Origin of the sequence: Methanosarcina hadiensis (assembly GCF_046529725.1) — an archaeon.
GTDB lineage: Archaea > Halobacteriota > Methanosarcinia > Methanosarcinales > Methanosarcinaceae > Methanosarcina > Methanosarcina hadiensis.
Genome location: NZ_CP136241.1, coordinates 2,143,487 through 2,170,231 on the forward strand (window position 1 = coordinate 2,143,487; position 26,745 = coordinate 2,170,231).

Consider the following 26,745-nt stretch of genomic DNA (forward strand, 5'->3'; position numbering starts at 1 on the left):
GTTTATCAGATCAGAGCTTACCTTTCTTTTTCAGATAGAAAAGCGCAGCTGCAAGGACAAGGATTGCCACCAGTACAAATGGAACAACATTATTGCCTCTTCTGATAACATTGAACCTCAAATCCTCACTGAGCCTGTGGTCTCCAAAATCATCCTCATACTCAACAAACAGAGTCACATTCTGTTCTCCTGACCTTTCAGGAATAAAGGTAAAGACTGCAGGGGCGTCATCGTCCTTTTCGAGCCTCCCAAGAAAAGCATCTGTGCTGCCGCTTCCTTCAAGCCCTTCGAGCCTTGCCTTAACAAAACGGGCTTCCCCTTCGCCCACGTTTTCCAGCCTCAGAATCATGGAAACCCTCTGCCCCCTCTCAGGCATTTCAGGGTCAAACTTAAGGCTCGCAATGTTAATTTTCGCCTGGTTAAGCACATTTACCCCGATTTCCTGGGACTTATTGATCTGAAGGGTTTCAGCTTCATTTGAGGCGGTTATGCGTAGAGGGATCCTGTAAGGCTGCACCCGTGCATTGTTCCCTAAAAGAAGCTTGAAAGACAGGTTTCCCGAGCTTCCGGCACTCAGGTTTTCAATGAAAAAGACATTATCCTGCAGAGGTATCATGGGCGAAGAGCTATTCAGGTCAAGCATTATGCGGATATTTTTTGCGTTCCCGTTCCCTGCATTTTTAACCTGAGTCCGGAGATAAAATTCCTCTCCAGGCACGAGGGCTCCTGAAGAGGAATTATCCGCGTTTGCAGGAAAGATCTCTGTGCCTACAAGAACAAGGTCAGGGTTTCCTTCCACGCGGATAGGGATCCTTCTTGAAAAGCTTGTCTCACCGCCTTCTTTGATAGTAAACTCGAGCTGGTGGACTCCCGACCTGGCTCCTGATGAAACACTGAAATGGAAATTCAATTCGACCTTCGAACGCTGCCTTATCTGTTTAATATAAAAATTGCGTTCCGTGTTTGTCCCTGAACCGTAAACTCCTGAGGTGCTGTACTTAAAGATAAAAGGGTCAAGTTCTTCGATCCCGATTATTACATCCTCAGCAGGCTCATCCCCTGTATTTTCAACGTTGATTTTAATAGTCAGGTCTTCTCCGGGTCTTGCGGGATTCGGAGTAATTTCTGCAACCTCGACCTGAAGATGGGTATCTCCGGAGATTACAGCCGCAGAAACCGGAGCTGTCAGGATGGAAATTATCAGGAGAGATGCTATTAGCAGTACCATAGATACAAAATGAAACTTTGTATTTCCGGTCTTCATAGTCCCTGAGTCTCTTTCTGGAAGGGTAAACTTCATGTGTAACAATTCCTGTCTGGTCTGGTGGATATTATGATTAACAATCTCTATGCCTGACTTATAACCGTTGCACTTTGTTTGCAACCTTCACCAGGTTGTATTTTTTCCGGATATATTCTTCAAGTTTAAGATGCATTTTAAAATTCGAAGGAATTTATGTTTTCATCTCCGGGTTTTCCAACCCTAGTTTTTCAAAATACTGTCTGGTCTCTGCTGCGATAACTTTCCTCAGCGCGAGGAGGGCTATAAGGTTTGGAATTGCCATCAGCCCGTTTACAATGTCTGCAAGAACCCAGATGACATCAAGAGTCAGGAAAGCTCCTGAGGCGACTATAAGAATATAGATTATTCTGTAAGGGAGAATTCCTTTTACCCCGAAAAGGAATTCCGTGCAGCGTTCTCCGTAATAATTCCACCCCAGAATGGTTGTAAAGGCAAAAAATATAAGCCCGACTGTTACGATATAGCTGCCGGTTTCCTCAAGTACGGTCGAAAAGGCATAACTTGTCATGTAAGCCCCTGCAAGATCTTCAGTCCAGGAACCAGTCATGATAAGTACGGTTCCTGTCATAAGGCAGACAACAATGGTATCGAAGAAAGTCCCTGTCATGGAAATCAAACCCTGCCTTGCCGGTTCCCTGACCTTTGCGGCTGCGGCTGCTATGGGCGCGCTCCCAAGACCGGACTCGTTTGAAAAGATTCCCCTTGCTACTCCTATCCTGATTGCAAGCATTACGCCTGCCCCAAGAAAGCCTCCGCTTGTTGCAGCCCCTGTAAAAGCCGAACTTATTATCAGGCCAAAGGTTTCCGGGAGTTTTTCAAGGTTCAGCGCGATAATTACAATACAGCCAAGCACATAAGCCACAGCCATAAAAGGCACGAGGAGCTGAGCAACAGCGGCTATTCTCCTGATCCCTCCAAGGGTTACAAAAGCTACAAGCAGGCTTATGACAAATGCGCTCAGGACTTCAGGGACATTAAAAGCAATTCTTGCAGAGTCAACAATAGCATTGACCTGCGGGAAGATACCTATCCCGAAAAGCGCCACATTTACACCGAAGAAAGCAAAAAGAGGGGCCAGGACCCTGCTGTATTTTTTATGCCCGAGCCCATTTTTGATATAATACATAGGGCCGCCTGACATCTGCCCATTTGCATCAACTACCCGGTATTTGACTGCAAGCAGAGACTCGGAATACATGGTTGCCATCCCGAAAAAAGCTGCAAGAAACATCCAGAAGAGCGCTCCCGGACCTCCCGTTTTTATTGCGGTTGCAACTCCTACAATGTTTCCTGTCCCTATGGTTGCGGAAAGTGCTGTGCTGAGCGCGGCAAAGCTCGAGATGTCACCCTGGACTCCAGTTTCGGCTTTTCTTGAGTTAATAAGGTACCATAGGGCAAGAGGCAGTCTGAAGACCTGAATCAGTCCAAGTTTCCAGGTAAGAAAAAATCCTGTCCCTACAAGCAAAACCAGGAGAGGAGGTCCCCAGATAAATTCATCAATTCCCGTAAGAATAGCAAGCAGGTCCATACCCAGCAGTTCCATCGAAGCCAGCTCCGGAAAATAAAATATAAAAGGAAGCGTCAAAAGCTAATAAAGCAGTTTTAACTGAGTGTTAATTGAGTGTTTGCTTGAGGTGAGTATTTTGTTTGAAGTGATCTTAAAGTTAATACTGCTATCTGTTAAGATCACAAAAATAGTTTCCGGGATATGCAGGTATTATGAGGAGAAAAAATCCAGGCAAAGCATAGAATCTGAAATAAAAAATAGCTATAAAAAAGGAGTCCTGTATGAAGCAAAACAAACTAACTTTAAGCGTCCTTAAAGGCAGGTTCAGCATCTTAAGGCTGGAAAAAATCTCTGAAGTCCCTGCATGGGTATATGAGAGTGATTTCTTTTCGATTACTCAAACCCCGGAAGAACTCTCCGTCGTCTGCCAGGAAAATAGTATCCCTGGAAATATTCCTGCGAATATAAAGGTTGAAAGGAGCTGGAGCAGCCTGAAAATAGAAGGACCTCTCGATTTCGGGCTGACAGGGATCGTTGCAGGGATCAGCACGATACTCGCTGATAACAATATCAGCTTATTCGCTATCTCAACATACGATACCGATTATATCCTCATCAAGGAAAGAGATTTGAGACGCGCTACAGAAGCGCTTACACAGGCAGGTCATGAGATCAGGAGAACCTGAGTTTACCGGAATATTTTTTAACTATATCTTGTGGCCTTTTAATTAGTTCATATTATTCCAGAATATGCCAGATAATACTTTATTATCCCTGAAACGATTGTAAATCCACATTTATCGATACCGCCGTTGATCTAAAGTCGTTCCATAGCTCTTAAATTAGTCCTCTTGAGCGCAGCGAAAAGGACAGCGGACTCAAGAAACGCAACTCTTGTGGGACCCCGCCCTCCCGAGACAGGACTTGTGTATTTCAACCCAAAAATTAGTCCTCTTGAGGAAGCGAAGCGACCGAAAAGGACGGCGTTCTCCCGAAGCGCAATTCGGGCGAGGCGGAAATCTTAACGGTCATCCAAGCTGGAAGATAAAAACCATAAATCCAGAGTAGATAAGGAAAAGGATAAGTGCCTCATACCTTTTTATTCTCCAGCCTGTCCTGATAAAAAGAAGGAGCAAAAGACTGATAAACAGCATAAAAGGGGTTATGTAATAAACAGTATTTTCAGTCACCGTAAGCGGGTAGACGACCCCGGAACAGCCCAGGATCAGAAGCGTATTCGTAATATTTGACCCTATTACATTTCCAAGACCTATGCTGGCATACCCGCTGCGGGATGCAGAAACTGTTACCATCAGTTCGGGAAGGGAAGTACCTATTGCAACAAGACTTAAACCGATAATAGTTTCCGGGATTTCCAGAAGCAGGGCGAAAAAAATTGACTGCTCTATGAAATACTTTGCCCCAATAACTATGGCAACTCCGCTTGCAATTAGCTTGAGAAATTCTATCGGGAGGCTGATCTCAGAAAGGTCTTCAGTTTCATTTTTAATTTCAGTTTTATATTCGGCTTTAATTTCAGAGTAAGTTTCATTCTCTGACTGACTTTGTTCTTCTTTTCCAGGCTCTTCCGTTCCCCTGTAAGTTTCGTTTAAGGCTTTATTTGATCTTTTTTTCTCGATTCGCCCTTTAACACCTGTTTCAATTCTTTCTTTCAAATCGAATACATATTCGAACTTAATAAGATAAGTCATAAAGCCTTTGAAATAAATATCCTCTTCGTGCCTCCTGACCTTGTCGAGCAGGAACAGAATATAAACAAAATATATCAAAAGAAAAACGAAGGCTTCAATTCTTGAAATTCTGAAATCCAGGATAAACAGGAAGAAAAGAATGGCGGAAAACAACATTATATAGCCGTCTCTTTTGAGCATTAACTCTTCAGTTTTTACAGTGGACAGAAGACCGGCAGTACTTACTATCAATCCTATGTTTGCGATATTTGACCCGACCACATTGCCTATGACTATTCCGCTTGCCTGTTCAAAGGATGCCGTGAGGGAAGAGGCAAGTTCGGGCACAGATGTGCCGATTGAAACAAGAGTTAAACCGATTATAAACTCCGAGACTCCAAACCGTTCAGCAATCCGGGATGAGGACACTACAAAAAGATCTGCCCCTTTTACGAGCAGCAACAATCCGCCGATAAGTACGAGAATATCAACCAGGTACACATTGAAATGTGAACCAGAATTTTATTTAAACATATCCTTGGATATGGAAGGAAAAATGTATGTGAAGAAAAGGGCGGAAATTCAGCTGTGATACTTAACTGAAATTAGAGATGTTCTCAGGAAGGTTTCCAAAAGGAGTGGTAATTAATCAGGCAAGTTTTAACTCCATAAGGTAACATGTTTCACTCAGGCCACATACGTCCTTTACCTTTGCAGTTATTTGGAAACCCATATTTTCATACAACTTTATGGCGGGTGTATTTTCTACGTTTACATATAACAGAATAGAATATATCCCATTTAGCTTCATTTCTTTTATGCTTTCTTCAAGAAGCTTTCTTCCATATCCTTTTCCCTGAAATTTCTTATCTACTGCAATAGAGTAAATTACAGATTTTTTTCTCAATCCTTCAAAAGAAAGTTCAGGGTTCAGGTAGTAAGCACAGTAACCTGCAATTTTATCCTGGTTTTTGATTACGTAAAAGATTTTTCTTAATTTTTTTGCGTACTTTATTAGATTTTTCTGATTTTTACCATCAAATGCTTCTTCCTGGATTCTTAGAATCTCCGGAAGTATATTGTCATCTACAAAGACAATATCTTCCTTTTCAATGGATTTCCATTCTTTTAAAAGATAAACACCAAAAGTGTTACGCAGTAATCTCTTAAAACCTTCTAAGGGCGAAATAAATTTCATATAGATCGTTTTATTGTCTATATAATCACCTTTAAGCGATAATCAACCTGATTTACATAATACGATCTCAGATAATACAGCCTCGGATTTCTGAAATGCTTAAAATAATAATTTTAACGGAATATACTCTATAATAGCTAAAAATTGCTATCATAAAAAAAGCTATCGTATAAAAAATATTTGCTGAAAGGGGTTGGAATTAAAAATGGTCGTAAAAATCTGCGAAGAAAACTCACGGAAATTGGATTAAAAGAGTTTAAATTCCATTTTATAGCATCTTTCTTTTTTCCCGCACACGTTTTCCACTTCTTTGACTACTAAAAAACCTGATTTTTCATATAGTTTTACAGCAGGAGTATTATTTATGTTCACATACAGAGAAATAGCTGACACATTGTTTACCTTCATCTCCTTTATGCTTTCTTCCAGAAGCTTTCTGCCAAACCCTTTGTGCCTGAACTCTTTATCAATTGCAATTGAAAAAATTACCGATTTTTTTTTCAGCCCTTTGAACGAAAGCATTGGTTTCAGGTAGTATGCGCAGTAACCGACTATTTTATCCTGATTCTTTATTACATAAAATATTTCTCTGAATTTCTTTGAGTGCTTTGTAATTTCTCCCTGTCTTTCATATTTGAATCCCTCTGCCTGAATTCTAAGGATTTCCGGAAGCATAATGTCATTAGAAGTCTCGACATTTTCTTTTTCTATTTGCTTCCAATCTTTCAATAAATAGGCTCCTGCAATATCCCGGAGTAAGTTACTGATATTTCTTAAATAAGCATCGGGTTTTGCGCGAATGTTTATTAGCCCCATATTATTCCCCGAGTTTTTGAATTTGAGAAAGTAAAATAAGTAATATTTATAAAGTGGCGTTAAATGGATGTTGAAACCGAACCCGCCTGATTGGACCTATATTCAAAACTTCCCGAAACTGTTTTAAAAATGACTGCCCGATGAATTATGCCGTCGTATAACCAGGGAAACCTGATTACTATAATCTCAATTATTCATTCTTCTCTTCAGGCATAGTTGTCAGTCTTGAATGATTAACTCCTTTTATACTCAGGATTCTCTGGGCCAGTTCTACGATTTTCTCTCCTTCCCCTTTCAGAATTATAACCTCAAAACACAGATCGCCCTCCATATGGAAATGTACAGAGGAATTTATCATATCCATGTACTCGTGCTGTATCTCTGCGAGGGTGCTTGTTACTCCTCTTTTGGAACAATCATAGACAATTGAGATTGTCGCAGCTCTCTGACCCCTTATCTGCCGCATCCATTCATAGTGCTGGTTGTAAGTTCTTATAGCATCTCTTATTCCTTCAGAACGAGACGAATAACCCCTTTTCGTAAGAGTTTTATCAAATTTACCGAGAAGCTCCCCTGGAAGAGAAATTCCTATTCTCATTAGCTTTTTTTCCATACACCCCTCCTGAAATGGAAAATTCTTTCTGTCAGGTTCCTTATAGTATCGGCTATCCAGCTGAATGAAGGCCCAGAACAGACTACCCAAACAGATAAAATCCGATATATGTTTTCTGATCCCCATAAAATATAATATTCAAGGTTATATTTAACACTTTATCATATTCAGTGGCATAAAAAAGAAGAGAAAGAATGCAGAGAGCAAAGACCAAAAGGTGAGATAAACAAAGCTTTATAATGATTTTTGTAGGGATAAAAGTAGTATAAATATAAAATATATAAAAATAGCATAAGTATACATAATATGTATAAAAATAGTATAAATGTAATCGATATAAAAGCTTGATTTACGATGTAAACTTGACAGCCCGTTCCCACCAGATCTTTACCGCCCAATTCCATGCTGCCTCACAGAATGGAAAAAAAGGGTATTTTGTCCTGAAATCTAATTTTTAAGGTAAGAATGAAAATGAAATTCTCCTTCTTCATCCGGAAAGAATTTCTCCCATAAGTTAAATATAGCGGCGATAGACACTGATTTAAAAAGAATTTCTTGCAGACAAATATTTTTACGATGATCTGTAAGGTTTTAAGTAACCCTGTTGATTCCCAAAAAGCTTATTAAAGCCAGAGTTCTATAGCGTGGAACGCGTTTACTTAAATATCCGGAATTTAGTTATAAAGGATAATTTCCTTGCTTATCACATTTAATTGATTAAGTAAAAGAGATGAGAATTATGGCAATCCAGAAAGGCGATTTCATAAAGTTGAACTACACAGGTAGGTTTGAGGACGGCAGGATTTTTGACACAACAAACGAAGAACTTGCCAAACAGGAAGAGATCTATAACCCCCGCGGGCTTTACGGTGGAGACGTTGTTATTGTCGGGGCAGGGCACACTATTGAGGGTCTTGACGAAGATCTTGAAGGAAAGGAAGCAGGATACTCCGGAACAGTATCAATTCCGCCGGAAAAAGCATTCGGTCCAAGCAACCCAAAGCTCATTGAGACCATTTCCATAACAAAGCTCCAGGACAGGAACGTTCACCCGGGCATGCCAGTAGAAGTTGACGGCAAGAGAGGAGTTGTCAGCAGGGTTATAGGGCGCAGAGTTACTGTAGACTTTAACAGCCCTCTTGCAGGCAAGACCGTTACCTACGAGTACACCATTGAAAAGCTCCTTGAAGAGGTCGTAGAAAAGATACAGGGTCTTCTCGCACTCTACACCGGTATGCGCGACATGGAAGTCGAAATAGCTGACGGCGTCGCAAAAATATACATCCCCACCGGACTGACTTTTAACCAGCGCTGGCTCATGGCAAAGAACAGGGTGGCGTCCGAACTCTTTAAGTACGCAGAGCTCAAAGAGGTTCAGCTCATAGAAAAGCTCACAGCCGAAGCTGAAGCTGAAGTCCCTGTACCTGCAGAGCCCGAAGCCGAAGCTAATGCTGAAGCTGAAGAAGAGCCTTCAGAGACACAGGAATAATTCAGGAATAATTTATCTGTGCTTTACAGAAAAGCGAAGAGTCCTTTCTCTTCGCAAATTTTATATATAATAATCAGGTTCTCTGTATACGCTTGCCGGGATGTCAGGGCGATTTGCCAGACCTGTCCGGAGAGCCAGAAGAATTCGCATTTTCAACGTGCTGAGGTAGCCAAGCGGACCACGGCGCCGGTCTTGAAAACCGGTAGCGCTACGCGCTACGGGAGTTCGAATCTCCCCCTCAGCGTAACTCACAAGAGTATTTAAGAAAAAACCACTTTTTTGTTCGTATTTTTTAACATCCGAATTTATACAAATCGCGGCACTTAAAACGAGCAGAATAAGCAACATTTAGTTTCTAAAAAATTTTCTGTTCATTGGTTTAATATTTTCTGTTCATTGGTTTAATAATCTGTACTGGAAAGAAAATCAGGAAATCAACCTTTGAATTTTGAAAAAGCTACTTTTCCAGCTTTTCGACGCCATTTAAGGGATCTAAAAAATTTTTTGAAAAAATAGGAATTGAAAGTTAAGACTCTTACTTATTATCTGAACATCTTATTATTAGAAACCGTTTTTCCGTTTTTCCGTTTTTCAAGTTATATATAACTTGTATTTTCTTAATTACTTTTATAATATTTAAAATTTTCTAAGATAGTTGGACATTATTTTTTAACAGATTATATCTTCAACTGAAGAGAGATTTGATAGCATAAGACATTGGAACCAATAGAGAATAGGAAAATGATACTAAATGTTTTATATAAAATTTCTATAAGTTATCTGGAAAAACAATAAAAAGATTAAAGCCCCTGAGATAGCCCCTGAGATGAAAATGGCAATAGCCTGTGTGCTCACAAAAATTAAAACTGCAGGCTAGCTTTCAGAAGACCATATAATTCCTGATTCTCTTGATAAACACTTAGTACTCGCATTCGTAAAAGCCGTAGCAAATGCTTCCGTTAAGGTTTGTGCTGCAAAAAAGAGACTTGAGGGAGTATTTGGGAGATTAGGGTTTTTCAGTCAGGGATTTTTTAGTTAGGGGTTTTTCAGTTCGCAGATCAATTTTCAGAACTATTGTTTCAAAACCAATTTCAACCTGACTTACATATTTTTCTGTCAAATATATCGAGGGGGAATATAATGAATTGCACCAATCTGAAACAGGGCCAGACCCTTATCTGCGAAAGATGCGGGCTCGAATTAAAAGTAGTAAGCGAGTGTGAGGATGAACGTTGTTCTATGGGCTGCACCGGGGATATGGACTGCTGTGGAGAGCCTATGAAACTGAAAGAATAAATAGGATTTTTAGCTCAGAAACTCTCTTACTCTTCGTAATAAACTCATTATACAATAACTTATATCGGCGTATTTGCCAAAATAATGAAGAGAAATCACCCTTTTAGATCCTTCTAGATTATCGTTTCATAAGTGAAGTATAAATACAACTGGACCATTATATTTAGTGGGTTGTGGGGAGCAATCGTATGTAAAAATCTCTCTATGTTGGACAAGACCTCTTTAGTATTTACCCCACTCCCCAAAATTACTTTTCTGTATATCCTTTTACTGACTCTCATGCATGTTTTATCAAATACCGGGAATGAGAAAACAAAAAATGGGAACTGAAAGCTGGCCAATGTGCTGGGAAATAAAACGCAGCTTATCCGGACATATTCTTTTGAATTTCTTCTAATATTTTCTTCTGCGTTTCCGCAATTTCTTTTAATGTTTCATTGATTTGCGCCATAGACTTTAACATTTTTTCATTTACGCTGGACTCTGAAGCCTCTACCTGGCAGGTCTCGGTATACTCCAGTTCCTCTCTTTGCAGTTCTCTCAGGACATTTCCCAGTACGCCAAATTCTCTGCTCTTATCGTTGCTCTTATCGTTACTCTCTGCCGCTTCATCTTCGCAGTACATGAATGTAACAATGCCGTAAAATATAAATAAATTATTTTTTGAGCTATGTAGAGAGTTATAAGTATTTGTTTAAAAAGTTGAATTGAATTAAGAACAGATTAACATGTCAAAATGAATTAATGGTATCCAGTACAAAGTATATGCAATAAGAAGTAAATGAAGCGCCGTTTCTGAGCGCAAGATCCGGAGAAAGCATGAGCGAAATTCAAAAAAAGTTTGACGCGGTTTCAGAAAAGTATGATGAGCAGAGAAAGAAGCTAATACCCTGTTTCGATGACTTTTATGGAATATCCGCATCCATAGCATCAGCAGATACGGAAAGTCCAGATATACTTGATGTGGGTGCCGGGACAGGGCTTTTATCCTCGTTTCTAATGAAAAGATATCCTGAAGCATCATTTACTCTTATCGATATCTCGGAAAAAATGCTCGATATGGCAAAAGAGAGGTTCAAAGGTAACTCTAAAGTAAAATATATCGCAGCAGACTATTCAAAATACAGTTTTACAGAAAAATACGATATGGTAGTTTCTGCCCTTTCTATCCACCATCTGGAAGACGAAGAGAAAAGGCAGCTATACAAAAAAAGTTATTCCGTCCTTAAAGCCAACGGAATTTTTATCAATGCTGACCAGGTACATGGAGAAACCCCTTTTATAGAAAAACTGAACAAGACAACCTGGAGACGGCATGTCGAAAATAGTGGTTTGACAGAAGAGGAAATAAAGGCTGGTTATGAAAGAGCAAAGCTTGATAAAGATATAGCACTGGACCAGCAGCTCGATTGGCTTAAAGAAGCAGGCTTCTGTGATGTCAGCTGCATATATAAATATTATCAGTTCGCAGTGATGTTTGGAAGAAAAACGGTATAAACCGGGGATTATACACCTGCAGGTCCTGTTCAATAAATCAGGTCCGTCTCCCACATGCTTACAGTTCGCTCTTTTTCTCAATCAGAACTGTAAAAAGTATTTTTATTCGAATATTCCAATCTGCCAGAGCATAGTAACTTTTACTTAAAATTGCTTTTATAATGATGAGTTTATATTTTTTAGCTACCTTTGTACTATAAATGGAGCTGCAGAAATAAATCATTACGTTAGACAATGGATACCTTGTAGCTTTTATTGATTTCAAATCGTTCCATTATAACCGGCATGGGGCTAGATATATAGCAGCTGTTTGTAAAGTTATAACTTTAATCTGGGGGGGATGGGTGAGACACAAACTTTTTTTGATAGCACTGGTCTTTCAATTTTTAATTATGGTTTCCATAGTTGCATCAGCCCAATAGGAGACCAGGCTCGGAACAGGAGTTAATCCTGAGATTTACGGCGATAGAGTAGTATGGGCATCAAATGGTAATATTTACCTTTATAACATAACCAATAAAATCGGCACGAGTTATGAAAACAAAGTAGTGTGGTTTAATAACAGCAGTGGTAAGCCCAATCCGTAACCGGAGAGAGGAAAGGATGTATTACGATATAGTAAGAGAGGAAAAAAGTTAAAGTTTGAGGAATTTTAAGAACCTGAAAATTGGAAACTATTGCCGGAAAGATAGCAGAGTCGGCAACAGTTAATAATAGACTCAGATAAGCCCGCTTAAAATAGCCAGCGCTACAAAAACGACGAGAAGCAGGATAAACAAAAACAAAGCCAGCGTAGATCTCTCCATACTGATATTATGTACAAACTTGCCGCCTACAATGTAGAGATACATCTGGTAAATTCCAAAAATCCAGCCGATTAGAGGGACCCAGATTAATGATGCTGAAGCAGACGAGTAAAGTACGAATCGTGCAGTGCCTTCATAGGTTCCTGTTCCTCCAAGGGCTTTATAGACTATATGAAGCCCTGTAGCATCCAGGAAGAGAGCGAGGATGCTCACAGTAACCATGAAAACAGCAGCAGCCATTGGTGACATAGAGAAGAACTCTCTAACACTTTCCGGCTCCTCGGTAAAAAGCAAGTGAAGAGATGTACTTATGGCAGCGCTGCCTGCTGCAAAAACAACAGGATAAAAATATCCTCCGGTCTTTGGCATTTCCCTGAAAAAATGAGATGGATTTCGCATAACCTCTTTCCAGGTTTTAAAATAGTCCATGCGAGTTATAATAAATAATTTACACAGTTGTATTTATAAATGATCTTTCGGATTCATGTGAAATCATGCAGATAAATAAGAATTTAAGATTATTTTTCTAAAAACTTTATGTAAATATTCTTTCCTGCCTATTCGCCGCACAAAACGTCAATAAATTTATAACCTTTTGACTCATTTAATTTATATTCAAAGTGAAGGGTGGTTTTATGGACATACTTAAATTAAGTTTCTACAGCATGCTAATAGCTTTAATTACTTTGTGCCTTGGACGCCAATTAAGACACAAACATAAAAGCGAAGTCAGAGAAATCGCCTGATGTCTCATAAGTACCATTACTGGCTTGATTGTTCAAAATGCCTGGCTCAGAGAAGCAATTTTGAGTTTGAGTCAGCTCATATTACTTCAAATAATTGTTTCTTTTCGGCAAGGTAATCTGCAAAAGAGACCTGTAAAAAATACCTGCAAAAAATATTATTCAATTAGCAGAATAAAATATTTCGAAGTTAAAGATAGCTGGATTTGACAAAAAATACTGAACTTTCGCAAACTGGCTTTTCCCAGTTAATGCAGACCTGGAATTAATCCATAATTATATTTGATTTTCTTACTTTCAAAAAACAGCCTGAATCCTTTTAATAAGCTATCTGATGTGAAATAAGGGATCAGTGATATAAAATGAGATACGTAAGGAAAATTTGTCCTGTTTGCGGTAATGAGTTTACCGTCCTGGAAAAAATGGAAGAAAAAGCTGTTTACTGCACCCTCAGGTGCTTTCTTGAATCTCAGAATAAAATGAGCGAAGATGAAGATTCTCATTCACTGTCTGGATAACTGTTAATGACCTGTTATATCAGGCACTGGAGATCTGGTTAATTCGCGAATTTCTTAATTTAAAAGGGGGATTTAAGGGGGATTTAACATGGTAAAGATACTGGTGATTGAAGACGAATTGGAGCTGTTAAGGGCCGGTCACAGGCATATAATCCAAAAACCGATAAATGGGTCCAGTTCAATGAGAAACACAAAATTATGACCAGCACAGACAACCCGCGGAAAGGAATTAAAGGAAAAGGGAAGAAATAAACGACAAAAAACACAGACGAAACTAAGCTTAATTTTCATGATCCGAAACTATTAAATATTTCATCATAAGTATATCCAGTAATTAAATCAAAATTTTATGGGGGATAAGTATGGTAAAAAATATCGATGAAAATAGACATTCTGGCGCCGTTAAAGAGAGATCCAAGGAATATAACGCAAAAACCGATAAAAGGCTTAAATGCGACGAAAATCACAAAATAGCCAAGAACAACAACCTGCGAACAGGATTCAAAGGAAAAGGCAAACAAATGGTTTGAGTACATGAAGATAAATCGATGTCTTGCTGATATTAAATATAGTTCTGAGGAAGAAGAATAATGAATTTTATTCTTTATCCTGCACTTTTTTACTGTATATTCCTTTAAGAATCCTATAAGCGCTTCTACTTTCTTTTCAGCACATTGGTTTAACTTTTATCAGCGAATTGGTAATTATCTCTATTCCTTTACTTCTTCTACTGATAACTATTTCTTGACAACACTCTGAGACCTCTCCGTTGTCGTTTGTTAAGCTACCTCAATTTCTAGGGTTGATATAGCTTAAAACTTAATACCGAAACTGCATTTTAACAGATGTGTGGTTGTTCTGCAATTGTAAATTATATAATCTCAAAGATAATTGTCGAAAAAATATCTTAGAAAAGAGCAGGTGAACATCTTTTTGTTAATAGAAACAAAAAATAGTATAGTTACTACGATAGTGATTTTATGGAATGAAAAAAGCTAGCCATTTTTAAATGAATCATACTCCTCAAATTATTTTGCATTTTAGCCCCTCTTAATAAACACGCTGAAATTAATAATATTGCTATTATGAGAACGGCTAACAAAAATGTTAAGGACGCGTTGACAGGCCATCATTAATATTTCTCAGCGTTTCTTTATTTCAATTTGAATATCTAAAGGATATCATTTTCTTCATTTTTATAGTCTGTTTAATAAGAACAATTTAAATGTTTATTTTTTATTAGATCATCTCAAAAAATATATTAATAGTTTGATTTTACTGGGATCTTGGATTCTTGAAGATTAAAAAACTTAAAACTAGAATTTTTCAATACATTGGTTTATCAAATAGACTAGATTTGACTATTTCTTTGTCAAGTTCATATTTTTTCGAAATAGACCTCACCAAATCTAAGAACCATTTAGGTGAAGTTGGAGAAACAAATACATTCTCTATTAATATTCCTAGATCAACAGGGATATAAGCTCCAATTTCATCAAAAACCTCTTTTTCAGAAACAGTATCAGCTTCGGCTACATCTGAAATGAGGGCCCTAATTTCATTTTCATGATAAAAACACCTCCTTTTATGCATAAAAAACGCATAAGGATCTTGAGGTATTTCGAAAGTATCGTAATCAACATAGTTAATTTCTCCAATATAGACGATTCGTTGACAGCAATGAAAACATTCTTTTAATTTTTTAAAATTTGATTGAATAGATATGCCTTCATCGCTTTTTAAATATAGTTTCCACATAGCTGCAGACTCATGTTCATTCACATGCCAGCAATTCACACCAACTTCGCCTCGGAACGTTTGAAGCAGTTCATACCTCGAAACAAGCGAAGGATCAGTATTCACGTTAGCTAGTGAATAGTAACCTTCATAAGGATCAAGTAATTTATCAGCTTTTACAAAAAAAAGAGCTTTTTTCTCTAATAATGAAACAAATTTTGTAAAATCCATATATTTCCAAACTTTCGCAGATTCATCTATGTTAATTTTAAATTCTTTGTTATCCTGATACATAACAATCAAATGAATTTCACTAATTTGATGTATAAATTTATATTGTTTTTATTTTGCATGTTATAGTTGCTTACCCATCATTTAATCGCTTTATTTCAGTCAAACGCCCTGTTAGCTTGCTATGGGATGCATCAGCGTAACTTTGATTTTTGATGAACTTATTCTCCCAAGATCATTTCTTTAAATCTACCTAATATTCTTACTAATATCGAACTCTTGACTATACAAACAAGTTTTAAGTTACAAGAGGTAATTAACAATGACTTGTGTAAGCTGCTAAAGTAAAACCAACACCCACCCAACACTCTCGTAAAACAAAAACTTTATATTCGAATTTTACGTACTTCTTCCCACAGCATTGTACATAGATGAACATCATATCCGCAGCAAGAGCAGCGGTAAAATTCTTTAAATAATTTTTCGAATTCTCAAAAACAGTTTTATCAGATTATTTGGGAATTCAGTCCGTTTTCGACCTCATTTTATTTCATTTGAGGTCTGTCAAAATTATACATTTCATTAAATATTACCCACGATCCGAGATGAGCTTATTTGACTGAAAAAAAACTGTTAATGGGTAATGAAGCCATTGCACTTGGAGCCATAGAAGCAGGCGTTCAGGTTGTTACCGGATACCCCGGTACCCCCTCGACCGAAGCTCTGGAAACAATTGCCCGGTACGCCGAAAATTGCGGGATCTATACCGAGTGGTCGAGCAACGAAAAGGTTGCACTCGAAACAGCTGTAGGGGCTGCTTACTCAGGGGCAAAGGCACTTGTTACCATGAAACAGGTAGGCTTAAACGTTGCATCCGACCCCCTGATGAGCCTGACCTACATAGGCGTAAAAGGTGCTCTTGTCCTGCTTGTCGCAGATGACCCGGGACCCCATTCTTCCCAGACCGAACAGGACACAAGGTCTTTCGGGCATTTCGCAAATATCCCTGTCCTTGACCCTGCAAACCCGCAGGAAGCTTATGAGCTTACAAAGCTGGCTTTTGAAGTTTCACATGAATTCGAAACTCCTGTGATCCTCAGGACTACCACGCGGGTTTCCCACAGCTGCGCGGATGTAGAGCTTTTAAACCCGGAGCCTGCCCCGGTTGAAGCCTCCAGTGAAGGTTTTACTAAAGATAGGCGATGGACTATATTTCCAAGGCTTACCGCAGAAAGGCACCCCTTGCTTGAAAACATGCAGATACAGTTATCCGACCGCTTTTCAGACCTTCCGTACAATTCCGTTTCAGGGAGCGGAAAAATAGGAATTATAGCTTCAGGGGTTTCAGCCCTCTACGTAAAGGAGGCTGTAAAGGGCTTTGAAGAACTTTTCTCCCTTTTCCGTGTCGGAACTGTGTATCCTTATCCTGAAAAAACAGCCCTTTCTTTCTTAAAAGGAATTGAAAAGCTGATCGTGGTCGAAGAACTTGACCCCTACCTTGAAGAGCAAACACTCCAGCTTATCGGAAAGGCTCACCTGCCCATTGATGTTTACGGAAAAAAGAACGGCTTCTTCCCTGTGAGCGGCGAATATAACGTTGACATTGTTATTGATTGCATAAACAAAGTGCTTGCTGAACTCGGAGAAACTGCCAGTCTCTCTCATTCTGTCCCTGCGATTTCAAGAGGGGATCTTCCGCCCCTGCCAGTACGGGCTCCGACTCTCTGTGCCGGCTGCATGCACAGGACTGTTTTTTACGCATTCAAGCAGGCTGCAAAACAGTTAAAAAAGAATTCTCAGTTAGAGACGATTTTTTCAGGGGACATCGGCTGTTATACCCTTGGAAACGCATACCCTCTTAACATGGTTGATACCTGCCTCTGCATGGGAGCGGGAATTAGTATTGCAGGAGGGCTTTCCCGCGCAAATCCGCAAGCTAAGCAGGTGGCTTTCATAGGGGATTCGACCTTTTTCCATTCAGGCATCCCTGCTGTGATAAATGCTGTTTATAATGGAGCTGATGTTACCCTCGCAGTCCTTGACAACCGCACAACTGCCATGACAGGACACCAGCCTCATCCGGGAATAGGAATGACTGTTCTCGGGAGCACCTCAAAGGCAATTGACATTGCCTGTGTGATTAAAAGCTGCGGAGTCGAATTTGTAAGATCCGTAGATATAGACAGCCTGGGAAATAGTCTTGAAGGCTGTATTGAGGCTGCAAAAGAAGCCATGGAGTTTAAAGGTCCTTCCGCAGTTGTGTTTAAAGGGAAATGTGTTGGAATTACAAAATCCGGCACACGGCTTACAATTGATACCGAAAGCTGCACAGGCTGCGGGTTCTGTGTAAAACAGCTCGGCTGTCCTGCTATTTTCCTGCCTTCAGGAGAAGAAAAACCTGTCATTCAGGACAGCTGCAGCGGCTGCGGGCTCTGTGCACAGGTCTGTCCTTCAGGGGCTATAAAGGAAAGCGGGGTGAAGAAATGAAGAGTGAAGAAACAAAATCTGAAAGAGCTAAATCTGAAGGAACAAAATCAGAAGGAATAAAATTTGAAGAAAAGAAACCCCAGAAAATGAATTACGATATCCTGATCGCAGGCGTTGGAGGGCAGGGCGTTGTGCTTGCTTCCAGAATGCTTGCGCTCGCTGCAATGAGAGCAGGATCCAGGGTGAGCACTGCCGAAACCATAGGCATGTCGCAGAGGGAAGGCTCTGTAAGCAGCCACGTAAGGATAGGAAACGAAATTTCCGGTTCCCTTATTCCGGCAGGAAAGGCAGACCTGCTTATAGGGCTTGAACCCGCAGAAACCGTAAGAAATCTTCCATTCCTGAAAAAAGACGGGAAAATCATAGTGAATTCTCATACCATACCCCCTGCATCAAAGCCGCCCGGAAGCCCGGAATATGATCCTGAAGCTTTGCTGTCTTTTCTGGAAGCACATTTCCCGGATATGTTCTGCCTGGATTTTACGCAGCTTGCTGAAGAGGCAGGGACATACAGGGCTGCCAATGTTGCAATGCTGGGAGCGGCTGCCGGTATGGAAATATTGCCTTTCTCAACAGAAATTATTCTCTCAGTACTTGAAACCGAAATTCCTGAGAAGCACAGGGCTGTAAACAGGGCTGCGTTCGAAAGCGCTATGGAAAAAATGAAGTTAATCTCTGCGTCCCTGGACAGGGAAAAGAAGGTGAAGTTAAATGTATGAAGCATCCTTGGATTCGGAGCTTGATCCTGATTTCCAGCTCTACCATCCTAAACTCTCGGAAGAAGATACCCTTGCAAAACTGAAGGACCTGCTTAAACGTGTTGTTGAAGGCAGTCCGTTCTACCAGAAGAAGTTCAGGGAAGCAGATGTTGGTATCGAGAAAATAAAGTCCCTTGGAGACCTGAAACTCCTGCCTTTCACGCACAAAGAAGAATTAAGGGATGCATACCCCCTCGGCCTGCAGGCAGTGCCTGATTCCGTAGTCGTCAGGATTCACTCCTCTTCAGGAACAACAGGCAAGCCTGTAATTATTCCTTATACCCGGAAAGATGTCGATGTCTGGGCAGAGCTTATGATGCGCTGCTACATGCTTGCAGGGCTTACTAACCAGGACAGGATCCAGATAACTCCGGGATACGGGCTCTGGACAGCAGGAATCGGGTTCCAGCTTGGAGCAGAACGCCTTGGCGCAATGGCGATACCAACAGGTCCGGGAAATACTGAAAAACAGCTTGAAATGCTCGTTGACCTTAAGTCCACAGCCCTTGCAAGCACCTCCTCATATGCGCTTTTGCTTGCCGAAGAAATTGAAAAACGTGGCCTGAAAGACCGGATCCACCTCAGGGTAGGAGTTATCGGCTCGGAGCGCTGGAGCGAAAAAATGCGCAGCAGGATTGAAAAAGAACTCGGGATTGAGACCTTTGATATCTATGGGCTGACCGAGATCTATGGCCCCGGAATTGCCCTTGACTGCTCTTTCCACGAAGGGATGCATTACTGGTCCGATCACCTGCTTTTTGAGATCATTGACCCTATAACCGGCGAGCAGCTGCCTGAAGGCACACTTGGAGAACTTGTTATCACTACCCTTACAAAAGAAGGGGCCCCTCTCATCCGCTACAGGACAAGGGACCTGACTCGCATAATCCCGGGGCTCTGCAAGTGCGGCTGCCCCTTCCCGAGAATAGACAGGATCCTGGGCAGGTCTGATGACCGCATTAAATACAAAGCTGTAAATATCTATCCTGGTCAGATTGAAGATATTATTCAGAAAGTTCACGGAGTTAGCAGCGAGTACCAGATCCTTCTTACGCGAAAAGATGGCAGGGACAGCATGACCTTCAGGGTCGAAATTGAAGACGCAGAGAATCCTGAAAAGAAAGCAAAAATTGAAAAAGCCCTGGGAAAAGCGTTTAAGGATTTTATAGGGGTAAGCGTGGATATAGCTGGCGTAAAGCTTGGAGAACTTCCAAGAAGCATGAAAAAGACAAAAAGAGTAATTGATGAAAGGGAACTTTAAATTCCTTTCATCTTTCGGTTTTCTTCATTTTAGTCCAAGTTATCGATATTTTATCGATATTTTATCGATATTTTTATCGATATTTACCATCTATTTGTTTCCGGCCCTGTTTTTCTCTCATAACCCTGTTTTACCCTGGCGGATTAGCCTGCGTATTAGCTATCCTATTTACCTTTAGCTATCCTGTTTGCCTGTTCATTAAAGAATTAAATGCCTTTTTCATTGCCAGTACTGGTCAATTTGGTTCCTGGAGCATATTCTACTTTAATTTCTTCCGGTTGAGCAGGATTTCTAGAAGGTTTTTCAAGATCTTTTTTGTAAACGATAGTCCTGTAAGGATACGGAATTTCTATGCCTTCCTGATCAAAACGCATTTTGATTGCTTCTCTGATTTCACATCCCGCACCATATGCATCACTCCTGTCCTTAAACCACATATGCACGCGGAGGTTTATGGCAAATTCTCCAAGTTCTGTCACGTATACTTTAATCTGCCCTCTTTCCCTGAAATCGGGGTCTACAGCATGAAGTACTGACGGGTTTATGAACCCGTTTGCAAGGATATCGGATTTCAGTATTCCGGGTTTTACAACACTGTATTCCAGAGTGTGAGGAGACATAACCTTGGGATGCTTTCTGGCTTCTTCAATCATAATTTTCTTTGCCAGGCTGATGTCAGAATCATAGCCTATTCCAACGTCTATTGCCCAGATGACTGCAGAGTCTTCGATAGTCCAGTTAACTATTGCCTCGCTGCTGATAACTGAGTTGGGGATAATAAGACGCCTGTTGTCCGCAGTTATAATAACAGTATGCCTGAGGTTAAGATCTGTAACCTTCCCATATTCATTCATGATAGTTAGCCGGTCTCCAACCCTGAAAGGTTGAAATATGGCAAGGGCAATGCCTGCAATAATATTGCTCAGAGTATTCTGTGCTGCGAAACCGATTACTATACCTGCGAGTCCAGCCCCGGATAACATCGCAACTGAGAGGTCACGCAGGCTTGGAATACTGAATATTGTAACAACCAGCCCTATAAAATAAACTGCTGCAACCATTATGTGCCTGAACATTCGGAAAGTTGTGACATCAATATGTAGCCGAGTGCTTGCTCTTTTATGGTAATTTGTCATTATGTTATTTACAGTCCTTGCGACGAGGATGGTTCCCATGCCTATCAAAATAATGAATAACAGCGTACCGAGGTTATCAGAGAACCAGACGAATGCATGCTCCATTATTCTGTCCAAATAAGACATGTTTTCTACAAAAGAAGTGGGAGCTTCCACAGAATCCAGGGTAGTGTTCAAAGTCTCCAGGGTTTCATTCAAAGTATCTAGGGTTTCCAGGGTTTCCATGCCCTCAACCTTTGACAGGATGCCTTATATAAATATTGATTTAAAAATATGTACACAGTAAAGGTCTGGACAGGTCTGTAACATAAAATGAAGACAATGATACCGCAAAAAATCAGGATCGTGTAGAAGTCATTCTTCAGTATTGTTTTTTCATTCCGGGCTTAAAAGAGAAGTCATTTCTGCAATAAATGATGATAATAAAAAACGAATTAAAAAAGGAAATTGAAAAAAGGAAATTGAAAAAAGAGTTTCCAGAAAGGAAAACCCTTTTTCCTGTTTCAAGAAATTTTCTTTTTCTATCTTGTTCATTTCTTCTATCTTATCCGTATCTTACACTGTTTTCAGGTAGCCTCCTCATCCGTACAGATATTCCTGTCTGATAAAGACCCAGTAGCCTTCATAGGGCTCGACTTCGAATTCATCCGCTGCCAGCTGATTCTCTCCTATTGTTCCATTGAGTCCGTTATATCCGACATACCGGTAATAACCTGTAGTATTATTGCCAGGCACCCATGGACCCACAATTTTTGCAAAGGAATTATTACTGGACGAATTGTTAAGAGTTATGAATGCAGCCTCTGCAGAAACAGTCCCATTTACGGGTGAACCAAGAGCATTCCAGCCAGGATATACCTGAAGGCTCGGTGGAGCAGTAACCAGTTTCTTCTCAACTGAAGAGAACTGTTCAGAAGCATTGAACTCGGTCCCATTGGGAACATTAATCCAGTATGCTTTCAGAGGTTCGATGTCTGTAACATTTTCGAAGAGCTTTGTTGAAGCGTTGTAGTACATCAGCGAGGTGTAATTCACATCCGCAAGCAGATAATCAACGCTTGTGTTATTGGCTTCGAAAGGAATTGAGAAGAAATACCAGTCTCCTGTAAGGTTGCCAGCAGTCTGGTTGCCGTTGGTCTGATTACCATTGGTCTGATTACCATTGGTCTGATTACCATCGGTCTGATTACCATCGATCTGATTACCGGAAGGGATTTCACTTCCCGGAGGGATGAGAACTTCATCAATTATACAGATAACCCCGTTATTCACAACGATTATCTGTGTAACGTTTACATTCTGTATTGTAATGTTGTTTCCTATGGTATTGACCTGAAGCACATTGCCCTGAATATTAGTGACGTTATTCGTTCTGATAAGCTGCTCGTAAGTGTAACTCCCGCTTACCACATGATAAGAGAGAACCTGCCTGAGCAGAGCAGTGTTATTCATGAGCTGGTTTAGGGTATCTGCTGGCAGCTTATTGAAAGCTTCGTTACTTGGAATACAGACAGTGTAAGGTCCTGTTTCGTTCAGGGCCTGTGTCAGGTTTGCAGTCTGTACCGCATTTACAAATGTGTTTAAGTTTGTCTGGTTCTGTGCCGCCGTAACAATATTTGCTCTCGCTCTCAGTTCTTCAATCGTGATATTAACCACGTAAGTTGCATTTTCTACTGCTGCTTCCCCACCTTCTTCAGATGTGTACCAGAAGCTGAGGTTGTCTCCTGTACTGACATTATTCATTCCAAAGATTTCTTCAGCAGGTTCACCGTTGATGTAGACGAACCACATTTCTCCGGTTTCTTCATTGTTACTTATGCCATCTATGCTCTGGAGTGCAAAAGGTATACCCATGGTTGCATTTCCAGTCATATTTTGCATTAAGGATACGTTAAAATCAAGTCCAGAAGCATTGAGAGCGCCAAGATCGGTGAAATTGTCTATTGTATAATCCTGGGTTGAGTTTTCCGGCCTGAGTGTAAAGTTACCCTGAGTAAGGTTCACCGTATCATTATACAGTTCTGTCAGGTTTTGTCCTGGTCCGGGCTCAGCTCCGGGCTCAGGTTCAGGCTCCATTCCTTCTTCCGGAATAAGAACAGCATCTATTACGTGGATTACCCCGTTGCTCGCATTGATATCCTGCACCACGATCCTTGCATTCCCTACGAATACCCCTTCATCAGTCACATTGACAGGCAATTCACCGCCCTGGAGAGTCGTAATATTGGTCAGATTTACAACATCTTCCGAAGTCAGCCTCTCATCTGTAACATGGTAGAGGAGAATACCAGTTAATGCATCTGTATCGTTAAGAAGAGCCTCAATTGTACCGTTAGACAACGCATTAAAAGCTTCGTCTGTCGGAGCAAAGACTGTAAAAGGACCTTCACCCCTAAGAGTATCTGTGAGGTTTGCAGCCTCAACTGCTGCCAGAAGAATTGTAAAGTTTCCATTCTCTGTAGCAGTGTCAATAATATCACTTTCTTCAGATGGTTCCTCACCTTCTTCTATAGCAACTGTAATATTTGCTACATAAGTTGCATTCCTTATTGCAGCTTCCCCGTTTTCTTCAGTTGCGTACCAGAAACTGAGGTTAGTACCATTAGTTACAGGGTTCATTCCGAAGTCTTCTTCAGCCTCAGTTCCGTTTACATAAATAAACCACCGTTCTCCGGTTTCGTTATTGTTCCTGATGCCCTCAATTTCCTCAAGTATGGACATATTGGTAATACCGGTCAGGTCCACACCCTCTACGGACACATTATATTGAAGACCGGATGCATTGAGAGCACCAATATCCGTGAAATTATCCACGGTATAATTCTGCGTGCTGTTTTCCGGCGTGAAGGTAAAGTTTCCCGCAGTCAGGTTTACCGTATCATTAAATAAAACGGTCAGGTTTTGCCCGGGCTCAGGCTCCATTCCGTCTTCTACAATTTCTTCTTCTACAGCAACCGTAATATTAGCTACATACGTTGCATTACCTATTGCTGCTTCTCCACCTTCTTCAGTTGTGTACCAGAAGCTGAGGTTATCTCCGTCACTTACAGGGTTCATTCCCAGGTTTTCTTCAGCAGGTTCTCCGTTGATGTAGATAAACCACATTTCACCGGTTGTGTTGCTGTTATTTATGTTCTCTATGCTCTGGAGAACAAATGACACATTGGTCATGTTATCCGTCGCATTTCCGGTCATATTCTGCGCCAGGGACGCGGTAAAGTTGAGTCCTGTTGCATATAGAGCTCCAAAGTCTGTTAGATTATCTATTGCATAATTCTGGACGGCGGTCGGCCGGAACATGACGTTTCCTGCGCTTAGATTCACCGTATCATTATACAGTTCTGTCACGTTTTGTCCGGTTCCTGGCTCCATTCCTGGTTCTGGCGCCATTCCCTCTTCTACAGCAACCGTAATATTAGCTACATATGTTGCATTTTCTACTGCTGCTTCCCTACCATTTCGAGTTGTGTACCAGAAGCTGAGGTTGTCTCCATCGCTTATGTTATTTTCTCCGAAAATCTGTCCAGCCGGTTCACCGTTGATGTAGACAAGCCACATTTCTCCCGTTTCATTATTGTTTTCGATTCCTCCAATACCATCAAGCACAAATGCTGCTTCAGTTGTGTTATTGGTCATATCCTCAGTCATATTTTCGTCAGTTAGCGCTCTCAATACAGATACATTGTACTGAAGCCCGGTTGCATTTAGAGCTCCGAAATCTGTGAGGTTATTTATCTCATAGGACTGAGTGTTGTTTTCAGGTGTGAAGGTAAAGTTTCCTGCAGTAAGGTTCACCGTATCATTATACAGTTCTGTCAGGTTTTGTCCTGATCCGGGCTCAGGTTCAGGCTCCATTCCTTCTTCTATAGCAACTGTAATATTTGCTACATAAGTTGCATTTTCTATTGCAGCTTCCCCGTTTTCTTCAGTTGCGTACCAGAAACTGAGGTTAGTACCATTAGTTACAGGGTTCATTCCGAAGTCTTCTTCAGCCTCTGTTCCGTTTACATAAATAAACCACCGTTCTCCGGTTTCGTTATTGTTCCTGATACCCTCAATTTCCTCAAGTATGGACATGTTGGTAATACCAGTCAGCTCCACACCCTCCACGGACACGTTATACTGAAGACCGGATGCATTGAGAGCACCAATATCCGTGAAATTATCTACGGTATAATTCTGCGTACTGTTTTCCGGCGTGAAGGTAAAGTTTCCTGCAGTCAGGTTTACCGTATCATTATATAAAACGGTCAGGTTTTGCCCGGGCTGAGGTTCCATTCCGTCTTCCACAGAAACCGTAATATTAGCTACATACGTTGCATTACCTATTGCTGCTTCTCCACCTTCTTCAGTTGTGTACCAGAAGCTGAGGTTATCTCCGTCACTTACAGGGTTCATTCCCAGGTTTTCTTCAGCAGGTTCTCCGTTGATGTAGATAAACCACATTTCACCGGTTGTGTTGCTGTTATTTATGTTCTCCATGCCTTCAAGTACGAACGACACATCGCTCATGTTATCCGTCGCATTTCCGGTCATATTATCGGTTACATTTCCGGTCATATTCTGCATTACGGACACGTTGAAATCAAGCCCTGCCGCATTGAGAGCTCCGAAATCGGTTAAGTTGTCTATTGTGTAAGTTTGTGTGTCATTCTCCGGCGTAAATGTGAAATCCCCTGCAGTAAGGTTCACTGTATCGTCATACAGTTCTATTGGACCGCTTACTGCTTCTTCCGGAATAAGTACTGCATCTATTGCATGGATTACTCCATTGCTAGCATTGATATCCTGCACCACGATCCTTGCATTCCCTACGAATACCCCTTCTTCAGTTACGTTGACAGGGAGCTCTTCTCCCGTATGAGTAGTAATATTTGTCACACTGGCAAGGTCTTCTGCCATCAGTCTGCCATCTGTCATATGGTAGTGAAGAGTTTCTGTCAATGTGCCTGTATCGTTAAGGAGAGCTTCAATGGTGCCGTTGGGCAGGGCATTAAAGGCTTCGTCCGTAGGTGCAAAAATCGTATATGGGCCTTCCCCCTTCAGGTCTTCAGTTAGATTTGCAGCCCCGATAGCCAGCAGAAAAGTAGTGAAGTTACCCTCCTGAGTTGCAGCTTCGATAATATCGTTTTCCGTGGCAGGACCTTCAGGCGGAATTAATAATTTATCGATAACATGTACTACCCCATTATCTGCTGTAATGTCTGCCTGGATAACCTCTGCATCCCCTACAAATATCCCTTCGTCGCTTACATTGACAGGCAGCTGGCTTCCCTGAAGAGTTGTGACATTGCTTACATTAGTAAGATTTTCTGCTGTCAGAGTTCCATTTACAACATGGTAGAGAAGTACCTGCTCAAGTGCTTCAGGGTCTGCAGTCAATTCCTCAAAAGCATCTTCCGACATATCCTCGAAAGCCTGATCTGTCGGGAGAAACACAGTATGCGTTTCGTTCCCTGTAAGAACTGTATTAAGACTGCTGTCATTGAGAGCAAGTGCGATAATTGTGAAACTTTCGTTATCCTCTATCACATCCAATATCGTCGTTGTTTCTTCTTCCTGTGCCGAACCGGTACAGGCGGCTACACTTAATAATAACAATATGATTAAAGCATAGGCTAAACTGGTCAAACCCGATCTAATCCGAATTCCCCCTAT

20 protein-coding genes and 1 tRNA gene are annotated in these 26,745 nt (G+C 40.8%); 10 read left to right on the forward strand and 11 right to left on the reverse strand.

Annotated elements, in window-relative coordinates; all coding sequences use genetic code 11:
* Nucleotides 1-10 precede the first annotated feature (10 nt).
* Complete coding sequence (locus tag RSJ42_RS09105; protein ID WP_410510251.1) at nt 11-1,384, reverse strand: COG1361 S-layer family protein; 1,374 nt, start codon at nt 1,382-1,384, stop codon at nt 11-13.
* Nucleotides 1,385-1,454: 70 nt separating this feature from the next.
* Nucleotides 1,455-2,846 (reverse strand): alanine/glycine:cation symporter family protein, encoded by a 1,392-nt coding sequence (locus RSJ42_RS09110; protein ID WP_410510252.1) that lies wholly within the window; start codon nt 2,844-2,846, stop codon nt 1,455-1,457.
* Between the two features lie 245 nt (nt 2,847-3,091).
* Here RSJ42_RS09110 and RSJ42_RS09115 point away from each other — a divergent pair, with 245 nt between their 5' ends.
* Nucleotides 3,092-3,496 (forward strand): ACT domain-containing protein, encoded by a 405-nt coding sequence (locus RSJ42_RS09115; protein ID WP_410510253.1) that lies wholly within the window; start codon nt 3,092-3,094, stop codon nt 3,494-3,496.
* Between the two features lie 342 nt (nt 3,497-3,838).
* On the opposite strand, the gene RSJ42_RS09120 is transcribed toward RSJ42_RS09115, so the two are convergent.
* The 4 genes from RSJ42_RS09120 to nikR all read right to left on the reverse strand — a co-directional run bounded on the left by RSJ42_RS09120 (nt 3,839) and on the right by nikR (nt 7,128).
* Complete coding sequence (locus RSJ42_RS09120) at nt 3,839-5,002, reverse strand: calcium/sodium antiporter (protein ID WP_410510254.1); 1,164 nt, start codon at nt 5,000-5,002, stop codon at nt 3,839-3,841.
* Between the two features lie 148 nt (nt 5,003-5,150).
* Nucleotides 5,151-5,699 (reverse strand): GNAT family N-acetyltransferase, encoded by a 549-nt coding sequence (locus RSJ42_RS09125; protein WP_410510255.1) that lies wholly within the window; start codon nt 5,697-5,699, stop codon nt 5,151-5,153.
* A 246-nt stretch (nt 5,700-5,945) separates the two neighbouring features.
* Nucleotides 5,946-6,515: a GNAT family N-acetyltransferase gene (locus RSJ42_RS09130; protein WP_410510256.1), complete on the reverse strand. Its 570-nt coding sequence runs from the start codon at nt 6,513-6,515 to the stop codon at nt 5,946-5,948.
* A 190-nt stretch (nt 6,516-6,705) separates the two neighbouring features.
* Nucleotides 6,706-7,128, reverse strand: coding sequence for a nickel-responsive transcriptional regulator NikR (gene nikR, locus RSJ42_RS09135; protein WP_410510257.1), 423 nt, complete (start codon nt 7,126-7,128; stop codon nt 6,706-6,708).
* A gap of 739 nt (nt 7,129-7,867) precedes the next feature.
* On the opposite strand from nikR, the gene RSJ42_RS09140 reads away from it, so the two are divergent.
* The 3 genes from RSJ42_RS09140 to RSJ42_RS09150 all read left to right on the forward strand — a co-directional run bounded on the left by RSJ42_RS09140 (nt 7,868) and on the right by RSJ42_RS09150 (nt 9,913).
* Entirely contained in the window at nt 7,868-8,617 is a 750-nt protein-coding gene (locus tag RSJ42_RS09140) for an FKBP-type peptidyl-prolyl cis-trans isomerase (RefSeq protein ID WP_410510258.1), read from the forward strand.
* A gap of 159 nt (nt 8,618-8,776) precedes the next feature.
* Nucleotides 8,777-8,861, forward strand: a tRNA-Ser gene (locus tag RSJ42_RS09145).
* 896 nt (nt 8,862-9,757) lie between these two features.
* A complete protein-coding gene (locus RSJ42_RS09150; RefSeq protein ID WP_410510259.1) occupies nt 9,758-9,913 on the forward strand; it encodes a hypothetical protein in 156 nt (51 codons plus the stop codon).
* 364 nt (nt 9,914-10,277) lie between these two features.
* Here the strand turns inward: RSJ42_RS09150 and RSJ42_RS09155 are convergent, their stop codons facing one another.
* Nucleotides 10,278-10,538, reverse strand: coding sequence for a hypothetical protein (locus RSJ42_RS09155; protein WP_410510260.1), 261 nt, complete (start codon nt 10,536-10,538; stop codon nt 10,278-10,280).
* Between the two features lie 194 nt (nt 10,539-10,732).
* Here RSJ42_RS09155 and RSJ42_RS09160 point away from each other — a divergent pair, with 194 nt between their 5' ends.
* Nucleotides 10,733-11,410, forward strand: a complete 678-nt coding sequence (locus tag RSJ42_RS09160; RefSeq protein WP_410510261.1) for a class I SAM-dependent methyltransferase — start codon at nt 10,733-10,735, stop codon at nt 11,408-11,410.
* A 719-nt stretch (nt 11,411-12,129) separates the two neighbouring features.
* On the opposite strand, the gene RSJ42_RS09165 is transcribed toward RSJ42_RS09160, so the two are convergent.
* A complete protein-coding gene (locus tag RSJ42_RS09165) occupies nt 12,130-12,645 on the reverse strand; it encodes a YIP1 family protein (RefSeq protein ID WP_410510262.1) in 516 nt (171 codons plus the stop codon).
* A 676-nt stretch (nt 12,646-13,321) separates the two neighbouring features.
* Between RSJ42_RS09165 and RSJ42_RS09170 the strand changes: the two genes are divergently transcribed.
* Nucleotides 13,322-13,477 (forward strand): hypothetical protein, encoded by a 156-nt coding sequence (locus RSJ42_RS09170; RefSeq protein ID WP_410510263.1) that lies wholly within the window; start codon nt 13,322-13,324, stop codon nt 13,475-13,477.
* A gap of 362 nt (nt 13,478-13,839) precedes the next feature.
* Nucleotides 13,840-14,007, forward strand: coding sequence for a hypothetical protein (locus tag RSJ42_RS09175; RefSeq protein WP_410510264.1), 168 nt, complete (start codon nt 13,840-13,842; stop codon nt 14,005-14,007).
* A gap of 796 nt (nt 14,008-14,803) precedes the next feature.
* On the opposite strand, the gene RSJ42_RS09180 is transcribed toward RSJ42_RS09175, so the two are convergent.
* The gene (locus RSJ42_RS09180) at nt 14,804-15,508 is read right to left on the reverse strand and encodes a hypothetical protein (RefSeq protein WP_410510265.1); all 705 of its coding nucleotides are present in this window, start codon (nt 15,506-15,508) and stop codon (nt 14,804-14,806) included.
* Between the two features lie 552 nt (nt 15,509-16,060).
* On the opposite strand from RSJ42_RS09180, the gene iorA reads away from it, so the two are divergent.
* The 3 genes from iorA (at nt 16,061) to RSJ42_RS09195 (ending at nt 19,951) form a co-directional block, all read left to right on the forward strand.
* Nucleotides 16,061-17,932: an indolepyruvate ferredoxin oxidoreductase subunit alpha gene (iorA, locus tag RSJ42_RS09185; RefSeq protein WP_410510266.1), complete on the forward strand. Its 1,872-nt coding sequence runs from the start codon at nt 16,061-16,063 to the stop codon at nt 17,930-17,932.
* Between the two features lie 86 nt (nt 17,933-18,018).
* Nucleotides 18,019-18,651: an indolepyruvate oxidoreductase subunit beta gene (locus RSJ42_RS09190; protein ID WP_410510348.1), complete on the forward strand. Its 633-nt coding sequence runs from the start codon at nt 18,019-18,021 to the stop codon at nt 18,649-18,651.
* On the forward strand, nt 18,644-19,951 hold the full coding sequence (locus tag RSJ42_RS09195) for a phenylacetate--CoA ligase family protein (RefSeq protein ID WP_410510267.1): 1,308 nt from the start codon (nt 18,644-18,646) through the stop codon (nt 19,949-19,951). Before RSJ42_RS09190 ends, RSJ42_RS09195 begins: the two co-directional genes overlap by 8 nt.
* A gap of 206 nt (nt 19,952-20,157) precedes the next feature.
* On the opposite strand, the gene RSJ42_RS09200 is transcribed toward RSJ42_RS09195, so the two are convergent.
* Nucleotides 20,158-21,312, reverse strand: a complete 1,155-nt coding sequence (locus RSJ42_RS09200) for a mechanosensitive ion channel family protein (protein ID WP_410510268.1) — start codon at nt 21,310-21,312, stop codon at nt 20,158-20,160.
* 354 nt (nt 21,313-21,666) lie between these two features.
* Entirely contained in the window at nt 21,667-26,718 is a 5,052-nt protein-coding gene (locus tag RSJ42_RS09205; protein WP_410510269.1) for a fasciclin domain-containing protein, read from the reverse strand.
* Nucleotides 26,719-26,745: the final 27 nt, after the last annotated feature.

Coding starts and splice junctions, on each gene's coding strand:
- RSJ42_RS09150 (WP_410510259.1), top strand. CDS start 9,758: ATGAATTGCACCAATCTGAAACAGGGCCAGACCCTTATCTGCGAAAGA.
- RSJ42_RS09170 (WP_410510263.1), top strand. CDS start 13,322: ATGAGATACGTAAGGAAAATTTGTCCTGTTTGCGGTAATGAGTTTACC.
- RSJ42_RS09165 (WP_410510262.1), bottom strand. CDS start 12,645: ATGGACTATTTTAAAACCTGGAAAGAGGTTATGCGAAATCCATCTCAT.
- RSJ42_RS09190 (WP_410510348.1), top strand. CDS start 18,019: ATGAATTACGATATCCTGATCGCAGGCGTTGGAGGGCAGGGCGTTGTG.
- RSJ42_RS09175 (WP_410510264.1), top strand. CDS start 13,840: ATGGTAAAAAATATCGATGAAAATAGACATTCTGGCGCCGTTAAAGAG.
- RSJ42_RS09125 (WP_410510255.1), bottom strand. CDS start 5,699: ATGAAATTTATTTCGCCCTTAGAAGGTTTTAAGAGATTACTGCGTAAC.
- RSJ42_RS09195 (WP_410510267.1), top strand. CDS start 18,644: ATGTATGAAGCATCCTTGGATTCGGAGCTTGATCCTGATTTCCAGCTC.
- RSJ42_RS09180 (WP_410510265.1), bottom strand. CDS start 15,508: ATGTATCAGGATAACAAAGAATTTAAAATTAACATAGATGAATCTGCG.
- nikR (WP_410510257.1), bottom strand. CDS start 7,128: ATGGAAAAAAAGCTAATGAGAATAGGAATTTCTCTTCCAGGGGAGCTT.
- RSJ42_RS09130 (WP_410510256.1), bottom strand. CDS start 6,515: ATGGGGCTAATAAACATTCGCGCAAAACCCGATGCTTATTTAAGAAAT.
- RSJ42_RS09140 (WP_410510258.1), top strand. CDS start 7,868: ATGGCAATCCAGAAAGGCGATTTCATAAAGTTGAACTACACAGGTAGG.
- RSJ42_RS09115 (WP_410510253.1), top strand. CDS start 3,092: ATGAAGCAAAACAAACTAACTTTAAGCGTCCTTAAAGGCAGGTTCAGC.
- RSJ42_RS09200 (WP_410510268.1), bottom strand. CDS start 21,312: ATGGAAACCCTGGAAACCCTAGATACTTTGAATGAAACCCTGGAGACT.
- RSJ42_RS09155 (WP_410510260.1), bottom strand. CDS start 10,538: ATGTACTGCGAAGATGAAGCGGCAGAGAGTAACGATAAGAGCAACGAT.
- RSJ42_RS09110 (WP_410510252.1), bottom strand. CDS start 2,846: ATGGAACTGCTGGGTATGGACCTGCTTGCTATTCTTACGGGAATTGAT.
- RSJ42_RS09160 (WP_410510261.1), top strand. CDS start 10,733: ATGAGCGAAATTCAAAAAAAGTTTGACGCGGTTTCAGAAAAGTATGAT.